Genomic DNA, 18,042 nt, shown 5'->3' with positions numbered 1-18,042 from the left:
ACACGGACCGATGACGCAGCCACCCCCGCCCCCGCCGAACCAGCCGCCGGACCCGCAGGGCGGCTTCGGAGCCCCGACGCCTCCGCCGCAGGACCCCGGACCCGGTTACGGCCACCCGCAGCAGCCCGGACCCGGTTACGGGTACCCGCAGCAGCAGCAGCAGCCGGCCGGCCAGGGCTACGGTCAGCCGCAGCAGCCCCCGTACGGCTACCCCGGGCAGCCCCAGCCGCCCCAGCCGGACCAGGGCTACGGCTACCCGGCACAGCAGCCGCAGGCCCCGTACGGCTATCCGACGCAGCCCCAGCAGCCGCAGTACGGCGGATACCCGCAGCCCGCCCCGCCGGCGCCCGGCGGCGGGAAGAAGCTGTCGGCGCAGCTCCAGATCGTCATCGCGGCGGCCGTCGCGATCGCCCTGATCGTCGGCTTCGGCATCTGGTACGCCAACTCCGGCGGCTCCGAGGAGGCCAAGGACCCGGACGGCACCACGCAGGGCTCCGCGGCCGGGGGCGGCGGCGACACCGGCGGCAAGGGCGGCGGCGGTGGCGGCGGCAAGGAGAAGGCGCCCGCCGACACCGGGGCGAAGGTGGCCTACAAGGTCGCGCAGCCGAAGGTCCCGGACGTCACCGACGTCTCCGGCTCCTGGATCACCGACAAGGCGTTCGTGAAGCCGGGTATCAACTCGCTGGTCGCCTACGACCTGGACGGGGGCGGCGTCCTGTGGACGCTGCCGCTGACCGGCCAGATGTGCGGCGCCTCGCGGCACGTCAGCGCCGACAACAAGGTGCCGATCCTCTTCGAGGCCGCCAAGCGGGTCGCGCCGCGCTACTTCCAGCAGTGCACCCAGGTCGGCGTGGTCGACCTGAACACCGGCAAGCTGGTGTGGTCCGAGTCGGTCTCCGCCGGCGACGACAAGGCGCGGTTCAGCGAGGTCACGCTCAGCGGGGCGACCGTCGCGGCCGGCGGCACCGACGGCGGCGCGGCCTTCGACCTCGCCAGCGGCAACGCGCGCTGGAAGCCGAAGGCCGAGGACGACCGCTGCTACGACCTGGGCTACGGCGGCGGCGAGGGCCTCGTCGCGGTCCGCAAGTGCGGCACGTACGACGCCCCGAGCGTGCTGATCCAGAACCTCGACCCGGTGTCGGGCAAGCCGCTCTCGCAGTTCAAGATGCCGGCCGGCGTCAAGTACGCCTCGATCGTCTCCACCAGGCCGCTGGTCGTCGCGGCCGACGTCGGCGAGACCGCCGGCGACGGCAGCGGCATCTCGGACTTCTTCTCGATCGACGAGAAGACCGGGAAGCTGAAGGCGAAGATCACGGCGGACGCGGAGCAGTACGCGGCCCGCTGCCGCGCGACCCAGGTCGAGTCCTGCGAGCAGGCGCTCGTGGGCAACGGCAAGCTGTACGTGCCGACCGAGGAGCACGAGGGCAGCAGCGGCGAGTACGGCGACGAGACCAACGAGATCATCGCCTTCGACCTGGCGACCGGGCGCACGGCGCCGGAGAAGGCCGACGCGGGCGACAAGTACACCTACGTCCCGATGCGGATGGACGGCGCCAACCTCATCGCCTACAAGGAGGCGCCGTACGACAAGGGCGGCCGGATCGTCTCGGTCGACGGGGCCACCATGAAGGAGACGCTGCTCCTGGAGAACCCGGCCGACAGGTCGACCGGGAACCCGGAGCGCAGCTTCAGCCTGACCGGTGCCGAACTCCGGTACCGGGACGGCCGGTTCTTCATCTCGGACCGGCTGGTCAGCAAGGCCAGGGAGTCGGACACCGGCCCCGCGGAGTACCTGCTGGTCTCCTTCGCCGTCCCGCGCTGACGGCGGTTCCGCACGGCCGACGGGCCCCTCCGGTGATCCGGAGGGGCCCGTCGCCGTCTCCGGCGCCCCCGGTCCCGCCGTCCGGTCCCGCCGCGGGGGCGGCCTGTGTCCGGGATTGGCGGGATACGGGGCGGGGGAGCGTGTAGCTTGCCGGGTTCAGGCCCGCCGGACCTCCGGCGGGTTCGGAGGAGGGGGAATGACGGGGATGGGCGTACGCCTCGTGGTGGTCGACGACCACCGGCTGCACGCGGAGGCGCTGGCCTCGGCGCTGAAGCTGCGCGGACACCGGGTGCTCGCTGCGGCCGCGCCGGTGGCGGGGGCGGCGGAACTGGTGGTGAGCCGGGCGCCGGAGGTCTGCCTCCTGGGCACGGCGGCGCCGGACGGGCCGGGGGTCTTCGACCCGGTCGCGCGGATCAGGCGGGAGCGGCCGCAGGTGGCCGTGGTGGTGCTCGGCCCGGTGCCGTCGCCGCGCGGGATCGCGGCGGCGTTCGCGGCCGGGGCGTCCGGGTACGTCCGCCACGACGAGCGCATCGAGGGGGTCGAGCGGGCCCTGGTGAAGGCCAGGGCGGGGGAGACGGCGGTGGCGCCGCAGCTCCTCCGGGGCGCCTTCGCGGAGCTGCTGCACCCCTCGGAGCAGCCGGACGACGAGGGGCAGCGGCTGCTGCGGCTCCTGACGCGGCGGGAGGTGGAGGTCCTCGTGCGGGTCGCGGAGGGGGACGACACCCGGCTGATCGCGCTGGGGATGGGGATCGCGCCGAGCACGGCCCGGACGCACGTGCAGCGGGTCCTGATGAAGCTGGGCGTCGGCTCCCGCCTGGAGGCGGCGGCCCTGGCGGCCCGCACGGGCCTCCTGGACCGCGCGGTCCCCCGCCCCCGGGGCACCTCCTCCTGAGGGGTGCGAACGGGACCGGAGCCGGGCCCCGCCATTGACGTCGATGTTTGAATGTGGTTCTTTGTGCGTGGTTCTGTGTGATCGCGCTTGGTCCTGCCCGGAGGGCATCCCGTGAAGAAGACCGCCACCACGCTCGCCGACGGGCGCGAGCTCATCTACTACGACGCGCGGGAGGACACCGTCCGCGACGCCGTCGACCCCCGCCCCCTCACCCGCGTCGTCTCCCGCTCCGAGATCCGGTACGACGAGCTGACCGGCGACCCGGTCACCGTCGCCTCCCACCGGCAGGACCGCACCTACCTCCCGCCGGCCGACGCCTGCCCGCTCTGCCCCTCCCGGGGCGGCCGCGAGAGCGAGATCCCCGAGAAGGGCTACGAGGTGGCGGTCTTCGAGAACCGCTTCCCCTCGCTCTCCGGCGGCCTCGGCCGCTGCGAGGTCGTCTGCTTCACCGACGACCACACGGACTCCTTCGCCGACCTCACCGAGGAGCGGGCCGCCCTCGTCCTCGACGCCTGGACCGACCGCACCGCCGAACTCTCCGCCCTCCCCGGCGTCGAGCAGGTCTACTGCTTCGAGAACCGGGGCGCCGAGATCGGCGTCACCCTGCCCCACGCCCACGGCCAGATCTACGCCTTCCCCTACGTGACGCCCCGGACGGCCGCCATGAGGCGCCGGATCGACGAGCACCGGGAGGCGACCGGACGGAACCTCTTCGACGACGTCGTCGCCCGGGAGAGGGCCGACGGCGAGCGGGTGGTCCTGGAGACCGCCCACTGGATCGCCTTCGTGCCGTACGCCGCCCACTGGCCCTACGAGGTGCACCTCCACCCCAAGCGGCGGGTCCCCGACCTGCCCGCCCTCGGCGGCGACGCCCGCACAGAGTGCCCACAGGTCCTTCTGGAACTCTTGAGGCGCTTCGACCGGATCTTCGGCCCGGACGAGCCGCCGACCCCCTACATCGCCGCCTGGCACCAGGCGCCGTTCACGGACGGACGACGGGAGGACTTCGGGCTCCACCTGGAGCTCTTCACCGTCCGGCGGGCCCCGGGCAGGCTGAAGTTCCTCGCCGGCACCGAGTCCGGCATGGGGGCGTTCATGAACGACGTACGGCCGGAGGACGCGGCCCGACGACTGCGAGAGGTGGCGAGCGCATGACCCGGAGGTATCTGGTGACGGGCGGGGCGGGATACGTGGGGAGCGTCGTCGCCGCCCACCTCCTGGAACGGGGCCACCGGGTCACCGTCCTCGACGACCTCTCCACCGGCTTCGCCGAAGCCGTCCCCGGGGGCGCCGAGTTCGTCGAGGGGCGCGTCCAGGACGCCGCGACGTGGCTCGACGGCTCCTACGACGCCGTCCTCCACTTCGCCGCCTCCTCCCAGGTCGGCGAGTCCGTCGCCGTCCCGGAGAAGTACTGGGAGAACAACGTCGGCGGCACCACGGCCCTGCTCGCCGCCATGCGCGCGGCCGGGGTCCGCCGGCTCGTCTTCTCCTCCACCGCCGCCACCTACGGCGAACCGGAGACCGTGCCGGTCCCCGAGACCGCCCCCACCGCCCCCACCAGCCCCTACGGGGCGACCAAGCTCGCCGTGGACCACATGATCGGCGGCGAGTGCGCCGCCCACGGCCTGGCCGCCGTCTCGCTGCGGTACTTCAACGTGGCCGGGGCGTACGGCCGGTACGGCGAGCGCCACGAGCCCGAGTCGCACCTGATCCCGCTCGTCCTCCAGGTCGCCCTGGGCCGCCGCGAGGCGATCTCCGTGTACGGCGAGGACTACCCGACCCCGGACGGCACCTGCGTCCGCGACTACATCCACGTCGCCGACCTCGCCGAGGCCCACCTGCTCGCCCTCGACGCCGTGCCGGCCGGCGAGCACCTGATCTGCAACCTGGGCAACGGCAACGGCTTCTCCGTCCGCGAGGTGATCGAGACCGTCCGGAAGGTCACCGGCCACCCCGTCCCCGAGGTCGTCGCCCCGCGCCGCCCCGGCGACCCGGCCGTCCTCGTCGCCTCCGCCGCCACCGCGCGCGAGCGGCTCGGCTGGACCCCCTCCCGCCCCGACCTGGCGGACGTCGTCACCGACGCCTGGGCCTTCGCCCGGCGCGGAGAAGGAGAGCGCCCGTGAGCGTCGCGGCCGGATTCGAGAGCCTCTACGGCGCCGCCCCCGACGGGGTCTGGGCGGCCCCCGGGCGGGTCAACCTCATCGGGGAGTACACCGACTTCAACGACGGCTTCGTGCTGCCGCTCGCCCTGCCGCACACCGCCGTCGCCGCCGTCGCCCGCCGCGACGACGGCGTCCTGCGCCTGCACTCGGCCGACATCGACGGCGGGACCGTCCGGCTCGGCGTGGAGACCCTGGAGCCGCTCTCCGGCAGCGGCTGGGCGGCCTACCCCGCCGGGGTCGTCTGGGCACTGCGCGAGGCCGGACACCCGGTGACCGGGGCCGACGTGCACCTCGCCTCCACCGTGCCGACCGGCGCCGGACTCTCCTCCTCGGCCGCCCTGGAGGTCGTCACCGCGCTCGCCCTGAACGACCTGTTCGGACTCGGCCTCTCCCGGCCGGAGCTGGCCCGGCTCGCCCAGCGCGCCGAGAACGCCTTCGTCGGCGTGCCCTGCGGGATCATGGACCAGATGGCCTCCGCCTGCGCCGAGGAGGGCCACGCCCTCCACCTGGACACCCGGGACCTGTCGTACCGCCAGGTCCCCTTCGACCCGGCCGCCGAGGGGCTGACCCTGCTCGTCGTCGACACCCGGGTGAAGCACGCGCTCGGGGACGGCGCGTACGCCGAGCGGCGCGCCGGGTGCGAGGCGGGCGCGCGGGCGCTCGGCGTGCGCACCCTGCGCGAGGTCGACGCCGCCCGCCTGCCCGAGGCCCTCGCCCGGCTGGACGACGGGACGGTACGGCGGTACGTACGGCACGTGGTCTCGGACAACGCGCGCGTGGAGCGGACGATCGCGCTGCTCGACGCCGGAGACCCCCGGGCGGTCGGCCCGGTCCTCACCGAGGGCCACGCCTCCCTCCGGGACGACCTGGGGGTCTCCTGCCCCGAACTGGACCTGGTGGTCGAGGCGGCGAACGCGGCCGGGGCGCTCGGCGCCCGGATGACCGGCGGCGGCTTCGGCGGCTCGGCCGTCGTCCTGGTGGAGACGGACCGGGCGGAGAAGGTCGCCGCCACCGTCGAGGAGGCCTTCGCCCTGGCCGGGCACACGGCACCGGGCGTCTTCCCGGCGCTCCCCTCGGCGGGCGCCCGCCGCCTCTGAGGAGCTGGGGGTGTCTTGTCGATCGGGCCGGGCTCGCGGCCCGATCGACAAGACACCCCCTGGGCCCGTCCGGCCCCGGGGCGCTTTCCGGCCTCCGTCCCCCGCAGTTCCGCGATTCGGCCCCCGCCGTGGCGCCCCGCCCCTACCCTGAGGGGCGGCGCCGGTGGGGGCCGGCGTCGTTCGAGGGACGGGGCCCGCCGGGTACGGCACCCGGGGCGTGGGTATCCCTTCCCGCACGGCGGCGGCCGTGCCCACGACGGATCCGCCTCCGGCGCCGTGCCCGCGCCGGTCCGTTCCTCGACGCTTGGGGGTGTCCGTGGCTCGTATCCGGGTCCTGGTGGTGGACGATCACCGGATCTTCGCCGAGTCGCTGGCCGCCGCCCTCGCGGCCGAGCCGGACGTCGACGTCGCCGCGGCGGGCAGCGGTCCGGCCGCCGTGCGCTGTCTGGAGCGCGGCGCGGCGGAGGGGCGCAGGTTCGACGTGCTGCTCGTCGACGCCGAGCTGGGCGCGGGTCCGCCCGGTACGGCCCCGGCCCGCGCGACGCCCGACGGCGGCGCGGTGGACGGGATCTCCCTGGTGGCCGGGGTGCGCCGGGCCCATCCCGCCGTCCGCACCGTCGTCCTCGCGGAGCGGGACGACCCGCACCGGGCCGCGCTCGCCCTCCAGTCCGGGGCGTCGGGCTGGGTCGCGAAGGACTGCTCGCTCCAGCGGCTGCTCGCGGTGGTGCGGGGGGTCCTGCGGGACGAGACGCACCTGCCGCCCGCCCTGCTCACGGGCGTCCTGCGGGAGCTGACGGCGGCCCGCAAGCACCGTACGGACGGCGAGCGGCTCGTGGAGTCGCTGACCCCGCGCGAGCGGGAGGTGCTGCGCTGCATGGTCGCGGGCCTGGGCCGCAAGGCGGTCGCCGAGCGCCTCTTCCTGTCCCCGCACACCGTCCGCACCCACATGCAGAACGTCCTGGGGAAGCTGGGCGTGCACTCGACCCTGGCGGCGGTGGCCCTGGCCCGCCGCGCGGGCGTGGGACCCGCGGAACCGCTGCCCGCCGTCTCGGCCGTACTAGCCGGGGATGTTGTCGAACGGGGCGGTCAGCCGGCGTAGCAGGGCGGCCAGTTCGGCGCGCTGGCCGCCGGAGAGCCGGGCGAGGATGGCGCGCTCCTGGGCGAGGAGCCCGGCGAGCGCCTCGTCGGCGCGGTCGCGGCCCTCGGGGGTGAGCCGGACGAGGACCCCGCGGCGGTCGCTGGGGTCGGGGAGCCGCTCGACGAGGCCCTTCTTGGTGAGCCGGTCGATGCGGTTGGTCATGGTCCCCGAGGTGACCAGGGTCTGGGTGAGGAGCTGGCCGGGGGAGAGCTGGTAGGGCGCTCCGGCGCGGCGCAGCGAGGTGAGGACGTCGAACTCCCAGGGCTCCAGCTGGTGCTCGGAGAAGGCGAGCCGACGGGCGCGGTCGAGGTGCCGGGCGAGCCGCGAGACGCGGCTGAGCACCTCGAGCGGTTCCACGTCGAGGTCGGGGCGCTCGCGGCGCCATGCTGCGACCAGTCGGTCGACCTCGTCCTCCATGACGATCAGTGTAAAGGGTCTGTTGACATAAAGTCTCTTCGGGTCAAGTTTCTTCACCCAAAGATTCTCACCCTCAAGATATATTTCCCTGGACCACGGGGAAGGACCCGGCCGGAACAACACCGTTCCGTTTCGGTCATTCGTTCCAGCAAGGGGGCTTAGAACATGCATTCCGTGGAATCCGCCGCACCAACCTGGGATCCACAGCAGTACCTCCGCCACTCCGGACACCGCGCCCGGCCCTTCCTCGACCTGCTCGCCCGAATACCCGACCTGCCGGCCGGGGGCCGGCCCGCCCGCGTGGCCGATCTCGGCTGCGGCCCCGGCAACGTGACGGTCCTCCTCGCCGACCGGTGGACCGACGCGCACATCACCGGGTTCGACCTCTCGCCCGAGATGCTGGAACGGGCCGGGAAGGACTGGGCGGGCACCACCCGGGGAGGCGGCTGGATCGACTTCCGGCACGCCGACGCGGCCCACTGGACCCCGGACGAACCCTACGACCTGATCGTCTCCAACGCGGCCCTCCAGTGGGTGCCCAACCACCCCGAGTCCTTCGCCGCCTGGATCGACGGGCTCCGCCCCGGCGGCACCTTCGCCTTCCAGGTCCCCGGCAACTTCGTCTCGCCCAGCCACGCCCTGCTCGGCGAGCTCTGCGACAGCCCCGAGTGGCATGACCGCCTCGGCGAACAGGGCCGCCGCTTCGTCCACGTCCTCGACACCGCCGACTACCTCGACCGCCTCACCGGCCTCGGCTGCGAGGCGGACGTCTGGGAGACCACGTACTGCCAGCTCCTCCAGGGCGAGGACCCCGTCCTCGACTGGGTCAAGGGCACCGCCCTGCGGCCCGTCCTCACCGCCCTGGGCGACGACCGGAAGGCGGTCGACGCCTTCCTCGGCCAGTACCGCGCCCGGCTGCGCGAGGCCTACCCGCCCGGCCCGCACGGGACGGTCTTCCCGTTCCGCCGCGTCTTCGCCGTCGCCCGCAAGCCGGCCTGAACGCGCGGGCGCCCCGCACCGGTCCTTCCGGTGCGGGGCGCCCGTGGACCCGGGGCCGTCACGACATGGAGTCGTAGATCCCGTAGCCGGTGCCGATCCTGGCCCGCAGGGAGAACTTGCCCGGCGAGGTGTTCAGGTAGGAGAACAGGTCGCCGTTGGAGGCCACACCCAGCAGGTCGGCCTTGCCGTCGGCGTTCAGGTCGCCGGGGGCGACCAGCCTGGTGTACGTGTTCCAGCCGGAGCCGATCTTCACCCGGCCCTTGAACGGGGCCGCGGCGTTGCCGGTGCCCGCGTACAGGTACAGGTCGCCGCCCGGGGTGCGGGCCACGACGTCGGTCCGCCCGTCGCCGGTGTGGTCGCCCGCGCCGGCGATCGCGTTGTACGCGCCCCAGCCGGTGCCGACCCTGACGCGGGAGGCCAGCGCCGTGCCGGCGCCGTTGCCCTTGTACAGGTACAGGTTGCCGGAGGTGTCGCGGGCGAGCAGGTCGCCCCTGCCGTCGCCGGACAGGTCGCCGGGGCCGACGATCGCGTTGTAGACGCCCCAGCCGCTGCCGATCGGCTTGCCCGCGATGTAGAGGACGCCCTGGTAGATCTCCGAGACGTCGGAGGAGGCGTCCAGGTCCATCGAGGACAGGTGCGTGAACCTGGCCCCCGCCCAGCCGCCCGTGTCGCCGAACTGGTCGCGGGCGCCCAGCCTGCCGCCGGTCGTGGCGCCGTACCAGAACATCGTCCCGGCCCTGTCCCGGGCGAGGACGCTTTCCTTGTTGCCCACGACCGGGTTGTTGCCCGCCCCGCCGAACTGCGGGACGCCGCTCCAGCCGCCCGGGTCGCTCGTCCGCTCACGGGCCCCGAAGGTGCCGTCGCCCCGGCCGGTGTAGTACCAGAGCGTGCCCGCGAGGTCGCGGGCGATCAGCTCGCCGTTGCCGTCGCCGTTGTCGTCGCCGACGGGGAACATCTGGTTGTAGGCGCCCCAGCCGCCGCCGACGGCCTTGCGCGCGGCGAACGGCGCCTTCTTGTCGCCCTTGCCGGCGTAGAACCACAGGGTGCCGGCGGGGTCGCGGGCGAGCAGGTCGGCCCAGCCGTCGCCGTTGTTGTCGCCGATGCCGAGGAGCTGGTCGTAGGCGTTCCAGCCGCCGCCGAGCCTCACCCGCGCGGAGAACGGCGCGGTGCGGTTGCCGGTCGCGTAGTACAGCCACAGGGTGCCGTCGTGGTCGCGGGCGACCAGGTCCGCGCGGCCGTCGTCGTTCACGTCACCGGGCGCGACGAGCTTGTTGTAGACGCCCCAGCCGCTGCCCTGCCAGACCCGCGAACCGCCCGTGGGCGTGGCGTTCGCGAACATGCTGAGCGTGCCCGTCTGCGACAGCGTGAGCACCTCGGGGCCGCCGGCGTACGCGTCCTGGTTGCCGATCGGGACGACGTCCTTCGGGGGCTGCGCCGCGAAGGACCCGAACTGCCCGCCCTCCCCCAAGGTCGTGGCGGTGTAGAGGTTGCCGTCCCAGCCGCGGTAGATCAGGTCGCCGCCACCGTCGCCGTCGAGGTCCGACAGCTGCGGAGAGGCACCGACGCCGTCGGCCGCCGCGGCGCCCGCACGGACGGCCCCGGCCGCCGGACGTGTCGGGGACGGCGGGGTGAAGCCGGCCGCCGGCTTCTCGGCGGCCGGGCGGGGCGCGGGCCGGTCGGCCGACGCCGGGGTCGCGAGCAGCATGCCCGCGGAGAGAACGAGAGCGGTGCAGGCCGCGAGGCGGGCACGCGTGGAACGCACAGAACGCAAGAGATCCCCCCCAGGGATCAGAATGACAGTGGACCGGGGCGGGGCTCTGCGACGCGTCCGCACGCCGAAAACGCGTACGGGGGGCGAACACCCTCCCGGCTGTGGCAGGAGTCTACTCGCGCCCGTCCCGCACGCGAGGGCGCCCCGCACCGGGCCTCCGGTGCGGGGCGCCCGGGGCCACGTCAGTACAGGATGGTGTAGGTCTGGTAGCCGTTGCCGATCCTCGCCCGGGGGGAGAGGGTGGCGCCCGTCCCCGTGCCCAGGTACCGGTACAGGTCGCCCGCCGCGTCCACCGCGAGCAGGTCCGCCCTGCCGTCGCCGCTCAGGTCGCCCGGCGCCACCAGCTCGGTGTACGCGCCCCAGCCCGTGCCGACCTTCGCGCGCGCGGCGAACGGGGCGGTCGCCACACCGGTGCCCCGGTACACGTGGAGGGTGCCCGAGCCGTCGCGGACCAGGACGTCCGCACGCCCGTCGCCCGAGAAGTCGCCCGCCCCGAGGATCCGGTTGTACGCGCCCCAGCCGGCACCGACCCTGATCCGGGAGCCGACGATGCCCGTGCCCGCGCCGTCGCCCCGGTACAGCCACAGGACGCCGGAGCCGTCACGGGCCAGCAGGTCGGACCTGCCGTCGCCGCTCAGGTCACCGGGCCCGACGATCAGGTCGTAGATCTGCCAGCCGCCGCCGAAGTCGACGTCGTTCTTGTAGAGGTGGCCCCGGTGGTTCTGCAGGAGGTCGGGGATCGGCCCGCCGTCCAGCGAGTAGGCCAGGGTGAGGTTCGAGCGCGCGTAACCGCCGGGATCGCTCACCTGCTCGCGGGCGGCCAGGCCGCCGTTGTTCAGACCGCGGTGCCAGAAGAGGGTCCCCGCCCTGTCCCGCCCGATGAACAGGGTCTTGCCGGCGGACGGGATGTTGCCCGCGCCGCCGAACTGCTCCACGGTGTTCCAGCCGCCCCCGGCCCTCGTCCGCGCCGTGAACGTGCCGTCGCCCCGGCCGTGATAGGCCCACAGGACGCCGCCCGTGTCACGGGCGTACAGGTCGGCGTCGCCGTCGGCCCGGAGGTCGTCGGCGGCGATCAGCTGGTTGTAGACCTGCCAGCCCGTGGCGATCGACCTGCGCGGCTTGAACGGCGCCGCCTTGTCGCCGGTGCTGCCGTAGAAGTACACCTGGCCGGCCGGAGTGCGGGCGAGCAGGTCGCCCCTGCCGTCGCCGTCGTTGTCGCCGAGACCGACGAGCTGGTCGTACGCGCCCCAGCCCGCACCCACCTTCAGGCGGCCCCCGAACGGCGCCGTCACCGTGCCGGTCGACCGGTAGAAGTACAGGTCGCCGTTGTACTGGCGGGCCATGAGGTCGGCCCTGCCGTCGCCGTCGACGTCACCGGGCGAGAACACCTTGTTGTAGACGTTCCAGCCGTGGCCCGTCCACGCGAGCGCGCCCGTGGTCGCGGACGCCTCCCGGTACAGCCGGAGCGCGCCGTTCGCGGAGAGCGACAGCACTTCGGGCCTGCCCGTGCGGTCCTGGTCGCCGAGCGGCACGAGGTCGAGGTCCAGGACCGTCCCGGCGGTGGTGAACTCGACGGGCGCCGCGCCCGTGGACGGCGTGACGAAGGTGAAGCCGTTCCTCGTGCGGTGGATCAGGTCGGTGACGCCGTCGCCGGTCACGTCGAAGCGGGGCGCGGGGGCGGCCGTCGCCCCGGCCGTACGGGCCGTGCCGGCCGCCCCGCCCGGCACCGACGGGTCGAGCCTCGGCGCCGGTGCGACGTCGGTCGGCGACAGCTCCGACGCCGGCCGCGGCGGCCGGGGCGCGGAGTCGGCGACGGCGGGCGAAGCCGGCAGCATGCCGGCGGAAAGGGCGAGCGCCGCGCAGGTGGTGACACGACGGGCACGCCCGGAGAACATGGAACGCAAAAGATCCCCCCCCTGGGGAACGCGAGAACCAAGGACCGGGAAAAGGGGTCCGCGGCGCCTCCGCACGGCCCTGGGCACGCACGGAGGGCGAATCACCCCCCGGATGTGGGCGCGACTGTACGCCCCGGAGGAAGGGAGGAGTCCAGCCGTTCTCCCGAGTCCGTCAGCTCTTCCGGTGCCCTATCAGCCGCGGCTTCTGCTCCAGCCCGTCCAGGCCGTGCCACGCCAGGTTCACCAGGTGCGCCGCGACCTCCGCCTTCTTCGGGCGGCGGACGTCCAGCCACCACTGACCCGTCAGCGCCACACTGCCCACCAGCGCCTGCGCGTACAGCGGCGCCAGCTTCGGGTCGAACCCCCGGGCCTTGAACTCCAGGCCCAGGATGTCCTCCACCTGCGTGGCGATGTCGCTGATCAGCGACGCGAACGTGCCCGTCGACTGCGCCACCGGCGAATCACGTACGAGGATCCGGAAACCGTCCGTGTAGTTCTCGATGTAGTCGAGCAGCGCGAACGCCGCCTGCTCCAGGAGCTCCCGTGGATGCCCCGCCGTCAGCGCCCCCGTCACCCCGTCCAGGAGCTGGCGCATCTCCCGGTCGACCACCACCGCGTACAGCCCCTCCTTGCCCCCGAAGTGCTCGTACACCACCGGCTTGGAGACCCCGGCCTTCGCCGCGATCTCCTCCACCGACGTGCCCTCGAAGCCCTTCGCGGCGAACAGCGTGCGGCCGATGTCGAGCAACTGCTCCCGGCGCTCCGCGCCCGTCATCCGCACCCGGCGCCCGCGCCGGGGCTTCTGCTCTCCGCCGCTGCCGCCGCTGCCGCCGTTCCTGCCCTCGATCGCCACGTCCTCCATCATGCCGCGTCTGCGGACACGTTCTGGCGCCGGGCTTCGATGCGGGACTTCGCCGGCCAGCGCACGTCGTACGCCCAGCCCGCCTTCTCGAACCAGCGGATCAGCCGCGCACTGGAGTCGACCTGCCCGCGCAGCACCCCGTGCCGCGCCGACGTCGGGTCCGCGTGGTGCAGGTTGTGCCACGACTCGCCGCAGGACAGGACCGCCAGCCACCACACGTTCCCCGAACGGTCGCGCGACTTGAACGGACGCTTGCCCACCGCGTGACAGATCGAGTTGATCGACCACGTCACGTGGTGCAGCAGCGCCACCCGCACCAGCGAACCCCAGAAGAACGCCGTGAACGCGCCCCACCACGACCACGTCACCAGACCGCCCACCAGCGGCGGAATCGCGAGCGACACGACCGTCCACAGCACGAACTGGCGCGAGATCGCCCGGAGCGCCGGATCCCTGATCAGATCGGGGGCGTACTTGTGCTGCGGCGTCCGCTCCTCGTCGAACATCCAGCCGATGTGCGCCCACCACAGGCCCTTCATCAGCGCCGGAACCGTCTCGCCGAACCGCCACGGCGAATGCGGGTCGCCCTCCGCGTCCGAGAACTTGTGGTGCTTGCGGTGGTCCGCCACCCAGCGCACCAGCGGCCCCTCCACCGCCAGCGACCCCATGACCGCCAGCGCGATCCGCAGCGGCCGCTTCGCCTTGAACGAACCGTGCGTGAAGTACCGGTGGAAACCGATCGTGATCCCGTGGCAGCCGATGAAGTACATCGCCACCATCAGACCGAGGTCCAGCCAGCTCACCCCCCACCCCCACGCCAGCGGCACCGCCGCGAGCACCGCCAGGAACGGCACCACGATGAACAGCGTCAGGGCGATCTGCTCGACCGACCCCTTGCTGTCACCGCCGAGCGTGGCGAAGGGCGGCGCCCCGGCGCCGTCCGGTCCGTCCGGCGCCTGCGGCGCCGAGGTCATCTCGGGGCTCATGGTCATGGGTCTCCCTGGGGGGTGAGGGCAGAAGGGGTGACGCGCGCGGAAACGCGCACGTGAACGGCCACGTGGCTACGGCTCCGTAACCTACGCTTCCGTAAGTATGGCAGCGTCCCGGCGCGCGGCAAGTGGGCACAAGAGGGGCCCGGCCGCCACCGGAGGGACGGCCACCTATCCTTGGTGCGTCGGACAGCGCGGTCCGCAAGCCTCCAGAACACCTCCAGACGTGCTCAAACACTGCAAGGAGCCCGCACCTGTGAGCAGTGCCGACCAGACCTCCACCGCCAGCGCCGAGCTGCGCGCCGACATCCGCCGACTGGGCGACCTCCTGGGCGAGACACTCGTCCGGCAGGAGGGCCACGAACTCCTCGACCTCGTCGAGCGCGTCCGCGGCCTCACCCGCGAGGACGGAGAGGCCGCCGCCGAGCTGCTCCGCGGCGTCGAACTCGAGACGGCCGCCAAGCTCGTACGCGCCTTCTCCACCTACTTCCACCTCGCCAACGTCACCGAGCAGGTGCACCGCGGCCGCGAACTGCGCGAGAGGCGCGCCGCCGAGGGCGGCCTCCTCGCCCGCACCGCCGACATGCTCAAGGACGGCGACCCCGAGCACGTCCGCGAGACCGTCAAGAACCTCAACGTGCGCCCCGTCTTCACCGCGCACCCCACCGAGGCCGCCCGCCGCTCCGTCCTCAACAAGCTGCGCCGGATCGCCGCCCTCCTGGAGACCCCGCTCACCCAGAGCGACCGGCGCCGCACCGACCTGCGCCTCGCCGAGAACATCGACCTCATCTGGCAGACCGACGAGCTCCGGGTGGTCCGCCCCGAGCCCGCCGACGAGGCCCGCAACGCCATCTACTACCTCGACGAACTCCACGCGGGCGCCGTCGGCGACGTCCTGGAGGACCTCGCCGCCGAACTGGAGCGCGTCGGCGTCGAACTGCCCGCCGGCACCCGCCCCCTCACCTTCGGCACCTGGATCGGCGGCGACCGCGACGGCAACCCCAACGTCACCCCCCAGGTCACCCGCGACATCCTGATCCTCCAGCACGAGCACGGCATCGGCGACGCCCTCGAACTGGTCGACTTCCTGCGCGGACTCCTCTCCAACTCCATCCGCTACACCGGAGCCACCCCGGAACTCCTGGACTCCCTCCAGCAGGACCTGGACCTCCTCCCGGAGATCAGCCCCCGCTACAAGCGCCTCAACGCCGAGGAGCCGTACCGCCTCAAGGCCACCTGCGTCCGGCAGAAGCTCGTCAACACCCGCGACCGCCTGGCGAGCGGCACCCCCCACCAGGAGGGCCGCGACTACCTCGGCACCGCCGAGCTCCTCCACGACCTCACCCTGATCCAGACCTCGCTGCGCGAGCACCGCGGCGCCCTCTTCGCCGACGGGCGCATGGACCGGGTCATCCGCACCCTCTCCGCCTTCGGCCTCCAGCTCGCCACCATGGACGTCCGCGAGCACGCCGAGGCCCACCACCACGCCCTCGGCCAGCTCTTCGACCGCCTCGGCGAGGAGTCCTGGCGGTACGCCGACATGCCCCGCGACTACCGGCAGAAGCTCCTCGCCAAGGAACTGCGCTCCCGCCGCCCCCTCGCCCCCACCCCGGCCCCCCTCGACGCCGCCGGACAGAAGACCCTCGGCGTCTTCCACACCGTCAAGGAGGCCTTCGAGCGCTTCGGCCCCGAGGTCATCGAGTCCTACATCATCTCGATGTGCCAGGGCGCCGACGACGTCTTCGCCGCCGCCGTCCTCGCCCGCGAGGCCGGCCTGATCGACCTGCACGCCGGCTGGGCCAAGATCGGCATCGTGCCGCTCCTGGAGACCACCGACGAGCTCAAGGCCGCCGACGTCATCCTCGACGACATGCTCGCCGACCCCTCCTACCGGCGCCTCGTCTCGCTCCGCGGCGACGTCCAGGAGGTCATGCTCGGCTACTCCGACTCCTCCAAGTTCGGCGGCATCACCACCTCCCAGTGGGAGATCCACCGCGCCCAGCGGCGCCTGCGCGACGTCGCCCACCGCTACGGCGTCCGCCTCCGCCTCTTCCACGGCCGCGGCGGCACCGTCGGCCGCGGCGGCGGCCCCTCCCACGACGCGATCCTCGCCCAGCCCTGGGGCACCCTGGAGGGCGAGATCAAGGTCACCGAACAGGGCGAGGTCATCTCCGACAAGTACCTCATCCCGTCCCTCGCCCGCGAGAACCTCGAACTGACCGTCGCCGCCACCCTGCAGGCCTCCGCCCTGCACACCGCGCCGCGCCAGTCCGACGAGGCCCTCGCCCGCTGGGACGCGGCCATGGACACCGTCTCCGACGCCGCCCACACCGCCTACCGCAAGCTCGTCGAGGACCCCGGCCTGCCGGCGTACTTCCTCGCCTCCACCCCCGTCGACCAGCTCGCCGACCTGCACCTGGGCTCACGGCCCTCCCGCCGCCCCGGCTCCGGCGTCTCCCTCGACGGACTGCGCGCCATCCCGTGGGTGTTCGGCTGGACCCAGTCCCGCCAGATCGTCCCCGGCTGGTTCGGCGTCGGCTCCGGCCTCAAGGCCCTGCGCGAGGCGGCCTCGCAGCAGGAGGGCGCCCCGGTCCTCGGCGAGATGTACGAGCGCTGGCACTTCTTCCGCAACTTCCTCTCCAACGTGGAGATGACGCTCGCGAAGACCGACCTGCGCATCGCCCGCCACTACGTCGACACCCTGGTCCCCGACGACCTCAAGCACGTCTTCGACGCCATCGAGGCCGAGCACGAGCTGACCGTCGCCGAGGTCCTCAAGATCACCGGCGGCGAGAAGCTCCTGGACTCCAACCCGGTCCTCCAGCAGACCTTCGCCATCCGCGACGCCTACCTGGACCCGATCTCCTACCTCCAGGTCGCCCTCCTCGCCCGCCAGCGCGCCGCCGCCGAGCGCGGCGAGGACCCGGACCCGCTGCTCGCACGGGCCCTGCTCCTCACCGTCAACGGCGTCGCCGCCGGCCTGCGCAACACCGGCTGACCCCCGCCGCACGCACGACGAAAGCCCCCGCCGGGTCCGCCCGGCGGGGGCTTTCGTCACGGAACGGGGTACGTCAGTGCTGCCGCGCCTTGCGACGACGGGTCACCAGGACCGTACCGGCGGCCGCGAGGGCCAGGGCCGCGGCGGCGAGGACGCCGACCGGGGCGCCGGCACCGGTCTCGGCGAGGTCGCCCTCACCGGGGGTGCCCGGCGTGGAGGCGCCGTCGGAGGCGCCGTCCGTGGCGGACGGGGACTCGGTGCCGCCGGGGGTCTCGCCCGGCGCGGTGGTCTCCGTACCGGGGGAGGTCGTCTCCGTACCCGGGGAGGTGGTCTCCGCGCCCGGGGAGGTGGTCTCCGTGCCCGGCGAAGTCGTCTCCGTGCCGGGGGAGGTGGTCTCCGTGCCCGGCGAAGTCGTCTCCGTGCCGGGGGAGGTGGTCTCCGTACCCGGAGAGGTCGTCTCCGTGCCGGGGCTCGTCGTCTCGGTCACCGGGGTGGCCGGGCAGGTGTGGGAGAGGTTGAACCAGCCCTGCTTGACCGGCGCGGAGACCTCCGCCGACGCCGAGACCAGCTTGGCGCCCGGCTGCGAGGCCACGTACGCGTGCTTGTCGGACGGCGGGCCGAAGACCGTGACGGTCTGCGTGCCACCGGGCTCGAACGTCACGGTCAGCTCGGTGAAGACGGCGGAACCGCCCTTGCCGCTGCCCGGCAGCACGAAGTGCCAGCCGTCCTGGTTCGTCGGGACGTTCCCGCAGACCTTCTCCTGGGTGCCGAACTCCGAGGCGGTCAGCGGCAGGTCCTTCACCTGGTGCAGGGGAAGGGGCTTCGAGCCGTCCGCCGCGAGGGCGGCGGGGGCCAGAACGAGAGAACCCGCCATGGCCGCGACGAGCGCGGCAGCGGATATGGAGGAGCGTCGCATGTGCAGTCGTCCATCTGGGATGAGGGAAGCCGTGGGGGGCGGCGAACGCAGCCTATCCGCCCCTTTAACCCTCCTTTAAGGCGG

14 protein-coding genes are annotated in these 18,042 nt (G+C 73.5%); 8 read left to right on the top strand and 6 right to left on the bottom strand.

Annotated elements, in window-relative coordinates; genetic code table 11:
- The first annotated feature begins 10 nt into the window (after nt 1-10).
- The 6 genes from ACFY7E_RS20070 (at nt 11) to ACFY7E_RS20045 (ending at nt 7,072) form a co-directional block, all read left to right on the top strand.
- The gene (locus ACFY7E_RS20070) at nt 11-1,822 is read left to right on the top strand and encodes a PQQ-binding-like beta-propeller repeat protein (protein ID WP_389486637.1); all 1,812 of its coding nucleotides are present in this window, start codon (nt 11-13) and stop codon (nt 1,820-1,822) included.
- Between the two features lie 205 nt (nt 1,823-2,027).
- Nucleotides 2,028-2,714 (top strand): LuxR C-terminal-related transcriptional regulator, encoded by a 687-nt coding sequence (locus ACFY7E_RS20065; protein ID WP_389486906.1) that lies wholly within the window; start codon nt 2,028-2,030, stop codon nt 2,712-2,714.
- A gap of 111 nt (nt 2,715-2,825) precedes the next feature.
- Nucleotides 2,826-3,869, top strand: coding sequence for a galactose-1-phosphate uridylyltransferase (gene galT, locus ACFY7E_RS20060; RefSeq protein ID WP_389486635.1), 1,044 nt, complete (start codon nt 2,826-2,828; stop codon nt 3,867-3,869).
- Complete coding sequence (gene galE / locus ACFY7E_RS20055; protein WP_383447743.1) at nt 3,866-4,837, top strand: UDP-glucose 4-epimerase GalE; 972 nt, start codon at nt 3,866-3,868, stop codon at nt 4,835-4,837. Before galT ends, galE begins: the two co-directional genes overlap by 4 nt.
- Complete coding sequence (galK, locus tag ACFY7E_RS20050) at nt 4,834-5,973, top strand: galactokinase (protein ID WP_389486633.1); 1,140 nt, start codon at nt 4,834-4,836, stop codon at nt 5,971-5,973. Before galE ends, galK begins: the two co-directional genes overlap by 4 nt.
- Before the next feature lie 316 nt (nt 5,974-6,289).
- On the top strand, nt 6,290-7,072 hold the full coding sequence (locus ACFY7E_RS20045) for a LuxR C-terminal-related transcriptional regulator (protein WP_389486631.1): 783 nt from the start codon (nt 6,290-6,292) through the stop codon (nt 7,070-7,072).
- Here the strand turns inward: ACFY7E_RS20045 and ACFY7E_RS20040 are convergent.
- The gene (locus ACFY7E_RS20040; protein WP_356544035.1) at nt 7,031-7,528 is read right to left on the bottom strand and encodes a MarR family transcriptional regulator; all 498 of its coding nucleotides are present in this window, start codon (nt 7,526-7,528) and stop codon (nt 7,031-7,033) included. The two genes, ACFY7E_RS20045 and ACFY7E_RS20040, sit on opposite strands and share 42 nt — an antisense overlap.
- A gap of 165 nt (nt 7,529-7,693) precedes the next feature.
- On the opposite strand from ACFY7E_RS20040, the gene ACFY7E_RS20035 reads away from it, so the two are divergent.
- Nucleotides 7,694-8,527 (top strand): trans-aconitate 2-methyltransferase, encoded by an 834-nt coding sequence (locus ACFY7E_RS20035; protein WP_389486629.1) that lies wholly within the window; start codon nt 7,694-7,696, stop codon nt 8,525-8,527.
- Between the two features lie 58 nt (nt 8,528-8,585).
- Here ACFY7E_RS20035 and ACFY7E_RS20030 read toward each other — a convergent pair whose 3' ends face one another.
- From ACFY7E_RS20030 to ACFY7E_RS20015, 4 genes are all read right to left on the bottom strand, one after another.
- Nucleotides 8,586-10,289, bottom strand: a complete 1,704-nt coding sequence (locus tag ACFY7E_RS20030; RefSeq protein WP_389486627.1) for an FG-GAP repeat domain-containing protein — start codon at nt 10,287-10,289, stop codon at nt 8,586-8,588.
- 191 nt (nt 10,290-10,480) lie between these two features.
- Nucleotides 10,481-12,193, bottom strand: a complete 1,713-nt coding sequence (locus ACFY7E_RS20025) for an FG-GAP repeat domain-containing protein (protein ID WP_389486625.1) — start codon at nt 12,191-12,193, stop codon at nt 10,481-10,483.
- 172 nt (nt 12,194-12,365) lie between these two features.
- Nucleotides 12,366-13,055, bottom strand: a complete 690-nt coding sequence (locus ACFY7E_RS20020) for a TetR/AcrR family transcriptional regulator (protein WP_389486904.1) — start codon at nt 13,053-13,055, stop codon at nt 12,366-12,368.
- Nucleotides 13,055-14,029 carry an acyl-CoA desaturase gene (locus ACFY7E_RS20015; protein WP_389486902.1) on the bottom strand — a complete coding sequence of 325 codons (975 nt, stop codon included), beginning with the start codon at nt 14,027-14,029 and terminating at the stop codon, nt 13,055-13,057. The genes ACFY7E_RS20020 and ACFY7E_RS20015 overlap by 1 nt, the downstream gene beginning before the upstream one ends.
- A gap of 271 nt (nt 14,030-14,300) precedes the next feature.
- Here ACFY7E_RS20015 and ppc point away from each other — a divergent pair, with 271 nt between their 5' ends.
- Nucleotides 14,301-17,042 carry a phosphoenolpyruvate carboxylase gene (gene ppc, locus ACFY7E_RS20010; protein WP_389486623.1) on the top strand — a complete coding sequence of 914 codons (2,742 nt, stop codon included), beginning with the start codon at nt 14,301-14,303 and terminating at the stop codon, nt 17,040-17,042.
- Between the two features lie 73 nt (nt 17,043-17,115).
- Here ppc and ACFY7E_RS20005 read toward each other — a convergent pair whose 3' ends face one another.
- Nucleotides 17,116-17,958, bottom strand: a complete 843-nt coding sequence (locus tag ACFY7E_RS20005; RefSeq protein WP_389486621.1) for an LPXTG cell wall anchor domain-containing protein — start codon at nt 17,956-17,958, stop codon at nt 17,116-17,118.
- Nucleotides 17,959-18,042: the final 84 nt, after the last annotated feature.

The organism is Streptomyces sp. NPDC012825 (assembly GCF_042900925.1).
GTDB lineage: Bacteria > Actinomycetota > Actinomycetes > Streptomycetales > Streptomycetaceae > Streptomyces.
Note: the sequence above shows the minus strand (reverse complement) of the source record. Positions and strands in the feature narration are given on the sequence as shown.